Source organism: Streptomyces nanshensis (genome assembly GCF_001751255.1).
Lineage (GTDB): Bacteria > Actinomycetota > Actinomycetes > Streptomycetales > Streptomycetaceae > Streptomyces > Streptomyces nanshensis_A.
This window is the reverse complement of record NZ_LJGW01000332.1, coordinates 1-3,970: the sequence shown is the minus strand read 5'-3', so window position 1 is coordinate 3,970 and position 3,970 is coordinate 1. Positions and strand designations below refer to the sequence as shown.

The following is a 3,970-nucleotide window of genomic DNA, read 5'->3' as shown; positions in this document are numbered from 1 at the left end:
GGCGGAGGCGGAGCCCGCGTCGCCGCCGGTGCCGCCGCTCTCGCCGCCGGACGAGCCGTCGCCCCCGGAGGCGCCTCCGCTCGTGCCGCCCGTGCCGCCTCCGTCCGTACCGTTCGTGCCGCCTCCGCCGGAGCCGCCGTCGCCCGGCTTGCAGACGATGTCGCTGAGGTCCGGCTCGGAGTCCGCGCCGTCGACCTCGACCAGGGACTTGCCGGCGAGGGCCGGGATGACCTGTGCCGTGGCGCGCAGCGCGGAGCCGTCCGCGACGGGCTTCATATAGCCGACGGCCCCGCGGTCGGCGGCCTTGGCGTCACAGCCGAGCTGCATCGTCTTCAGCCACGCGACGCCCTTGGCCGCCGCCTGGTCGTGCCCTCCGGCCTTCAGCGCCTGCACTGCCAGCGCGGTGGTGTTGGAGTTGGCGTCCGCACCCGGCTCCCCGTAGGCGAAGCCGCCGTCCTTGTTCTGGCGCTTCTCCAGCCAGGTCAGCGCGGGCGTCACGTCGTCCGTGCGTCCGGCGGCGAGCAGCGCCTGAGCCGCCAGACCCGTACTGTCCACGTCGGACTGGCACTTGGCGGGGTCGCTCTTGAACGTCAGCGGGTAACCGCCGTCCTTGCAGCGGGACTCGGCGAGGAAGGCCACGGCCTTCTCCGGGACGGCGCCCGCACGGTCGAGGCCCAGGACGGCGAGGGACTGCGTGAACTGGTTGGACATGTCGCCCGATGCGGTGTCGTCCGTGAAGCGGCCGCTGTCCTGCATCCGGTCCCTCAGGGTGGAGACGAGGTCGACGTCACCGAAGGTCTTCGCGTCCCGGTGCTCGACGCCCGCCACGAGGGCGAGCTTCGCCGCCGCTCCCGCGTTGACGTCGCCCTTCACACCGCGGCTGATGTACTCCTCGGCGTTCGAGGCCAGCCAGTCGGTGGCCTTGCCGGCGGTCTCGCCGCCGGTGCCGCTGGCGGCCAGGCCGATGACGACGTCGGCGGTCAGCCCGTGGTCGCCGGAGGCGTTGGACCCCTTGGTGAGCTTGGACGCGGCCCAGGTGGCGGCGGCCTGCGGGGGAGAGGTGTCGCCGGGGGCCGCGGCATGGGCCGGAGCGGCGGGCAGGGCGGTGCACGCGAGCGCGGACAGGGCCGCGGCACGTCTGCACAGTGAGGCGCGGTTCATGACGTGAACTCCTTTACGGATACGGAAGATGAGCGCGTACGGGCTGCCTTCGCGGCGGCGGGCACGCGGCCGGGAGAGGAAGGGGAGGACGAGCGGGCGGCGGAACGGGAGAAGGTGACGGGCGCCTCGAAGGCGGCACGCCGGTTGGCGCGGCGGAGCGTCGCGAGGACCGCCCGTCCGGTGAGGAGGACGGCGACGAGGTTGGTCACGGCGCGGCCGGTGTCCCAGCCGAAGGTGGAGGTGGCCAGCGTGAACACGAAGAAGGTGTGCAGGTTCTCCGGTACGGAGGCGTCAGGGTCGAAGGAGAGCTGGGTGTCCGCACCGGCCGTGAAGGGCCAGAACCACATGTTCATGATGAAGCCGAACGCATAGGCGGCGACGACTCCGTACGCGGCGAGCATCGCGATCTCCCACCGGCCCGTGACCCTCCGCGGCAGCAGCCCCGCGCCGAGCCCGATCCAGGCCGAGCACGCCATCTGGAACGGCAGCCACGGACCGACCCCGGCGGTCAGCAGAGCGGAGGCGAACAGCGAGGTCGCCCCGAGCGCGAAGCCGAACCCCGGGCCGAAGACCCGTCCGGCGAGGATCAGCAGGAAGAAGACGGTCTCGATGCCCGCGGTGCCCGCGCCCAGCGGACGGAGCCCGGCGTTCACCGCCGAGAGGACGCCGAGCATCGCCAGCGCCTTGGTGTCGATGCCTCCCGAGGACAGCTCCGCCAGGACCACGGCGAGGACCACCGGCATCGCGAGGACGAACAGCAGCGGTGCGTCGGTGGAGTGGGCGTTCGCGTCGGGCTGGGGAGGCGCGAAGAGCGGCCAGAAGAACATGGTGAGGCCGGCCAGGCTGGCCAGGGTGAGCACGAGGGCGGTGCGGCCGCTGATCCTGATGGCCGACGCACGGTGTCCGGGCGGTGCGTACGGACGTCTTCGGCGGCGCCCGTTCCGCTCCCCGGCGGTGGTCGCCGCCGTGGCACGTGCCGTGGCCCCTGCCGTGGTCGCCGGCGCGTTCGCCGTCGCGTTCGCGTCGGTGCTCATGCGGTCGCCTCCTGCGGGGCCAGGGCGGCGGCGACCTGATCGACGGTCAGCCACGGCTGCGGATGGAGGATCTTGGACACCTGCGGGGCGAACGCGGGGGAGGAGACGACGACGTCCGCCGTCGGACCGTCCGCCACGACCTCTCCCTCGGCCATCACCACGACCCGGTCCGCGGCGCCGGCCGTGAACTCGACGTCGTGCGTGGCGATCACGACGGAGCGTCCCTCCGCGGCGAGCGTCCGCACCGACTCCGTGAAGCGGCGCTTGGCGTGGTAGTCGAGGCCGCGCGTCGGCTCGTCCAGCAGCACCACGCCGGGCGCGGAGACCAGTTGCACCGCCAGCACGAGCGCGAGCTTCTGGCCCTCCGAGAGGTCCCGGGGGTGGCGGTCGCCGGGGACGCCCGGCGCCAGACCGTCCAACAGCGCGCGGCACGCGCCTGGTTCGGCGTCCGCCTCCCGGTCGCCCTGCGCGCACTCGGCGTCCACGGTCTCCAGGTAGAGCAGATCGCTCGCCGTCTGCGGTACGAGCCCGACCAGCGCCCGTGCCGCCTGCGCGGAGGCTTTTCCCGGGTCGGCGCCCCCGACGTCCACGGTGCCCGACCGGCGCGGGCCCGACCCCTGAAGCGCCCACAGCAGCGACGACTTGCCCGACCCGTTACGGCCCATCAGGGCCACGACCTCGCCCTTCCTCAGCTCCAGGCCCACATCCCGTACGGCGGTCAACGGGCCGTAGGAGACGACGACTTGGCGGGCGGTGAGCGCCGCCGGCGCCTCGCCGGACGCGGTGCACGGCGGCGACGGTGAAGCCTCCGGCACCCGCGGCGCGAGACGCTCGCGGAGCCCGGCCGCCGCACGGCGTGCGTCGCGCACCGACAGCGGCAGCGGACGCCAGCCCGCCAGCCGCCCCAGACGGACCACCGGGGGCGCGACGTCGCTGTCGAGCATCAACTCGGCCGGGTCGCCGTCCCGTACGCCGCCGTCACCGGTGAGATGCACCAGACGGTCCGCGTACTGCAGCACGCGCTCGACGCGGTGCTCGGCCACCACCACGGTGGTGCCGAGGTCGTGGACGAGCCGTACGACGGCGGCGAGTACCTCCTCGGCGGCGGTCGGGTCCAGCGCCGAGGTGGGTTCGTCGAGCACCAGCACCCGCGGATGTGCCGTGAGGACCGAGCCGATGGCGACGCGCTGCTGCTGGCCGCCGGAGAGGGTCCGCAGCGCGCGGTGGCGCAGTTCGGCGATGCCCAGCAGGTCGAGCGTCTCCTCGACGCGCTTGCGCATCACCTCCGGGCGGAGCCCCAACTGCTCCATCCCGTACGCGAGTTCCTCCTCGACGGTGTCGGTGACGAAGCCGGACAGCGGGTCCTGCCCCACGACGCCCACCAGATGAGCGAACTCCTGCGGCGGGAAGTCGCGGGTGTCCTGCCCGGCGACCTCCACCCGTCCGTGGAGACGGCCGCCGGTGAAGCGCGGAACCAGACCGTTCACGGCGCCGAGCAGCGTCGACTTGCCCACGCCCGTACGGCCCGTGACCAGGCAGAGTTCGCCCTCGCCGATGCGCAGGTCCACCTCGCGCAGTACCGGTTCCTCCGCCCCGTTGTAGGTGAAGGTCGCCTCGTCGAACGTGATCACGCCACCGTCTCCTTGCTCGTCTCCCGGTTCGTCTCCGGCCCGCCGGGCTCCGGCGCCGCCCCGGGGCCGGCGGGGTGGGCTCGCGGCTGCTCACCGTCGGGGCGGCACGGGCGCGTGAGCGCGGGAGGCGGAGTGAGCCAGGCG

Annotated in this window: 3 protein-coding genes; all 3 read right to left on the bottom strand. The window is 73.7% G+C overall.

The window, feature by feature from the left end:
• Window positions 1-1,161 (bottom strand): prenyltransferase/squalene oxidase repeat-containing protein (locus AN218_RS19705; protein WP_070018214.1); only part of this gene is annotated, 1,161 nt, incomplete at its 3' end.
• Window positions 1,158-2,195 (bottom strand): ECF transporter S component, encoded by a 1,038-nt coding sequence (locus AN218_RS19700; protein ID WP_079132359.1) that lies wholly within the window; start codon window positions 2,193-2,195, stop codon window positions 1,158-1,160. The genes AN218_RS19705 and AN218_RS19700, both read right to left, overlap by 4 nt.
• On the bottom strand, window positions 2,192-3,826 hold the full coding sequence (locus AN218_RS19695; RefSeq protein ID WP_070018212.1) for an ABC transporter ATP-binding protein: 1,635 nt from the start codon (window positions 3,824-3,826) through the stop codon (window positions 2,192-2,194). Before AN218_RS19695 ends, AN218_RS19700 begins: the two co-directional genes overlap by 4 nt.
• Window positions 3,827-3,970: the final 144 nt, after the last annotated feature.

What these genes read in the sequence shown, in the direction of transcription:
- AN218_RS19700 (WP_079132359.1), bottom strand. Translation starts at nt 2,195, where the DNA reads ATGAGCACCGACGCGAACGCGACGGCGAACGCGCCGGCGACCACGGCA.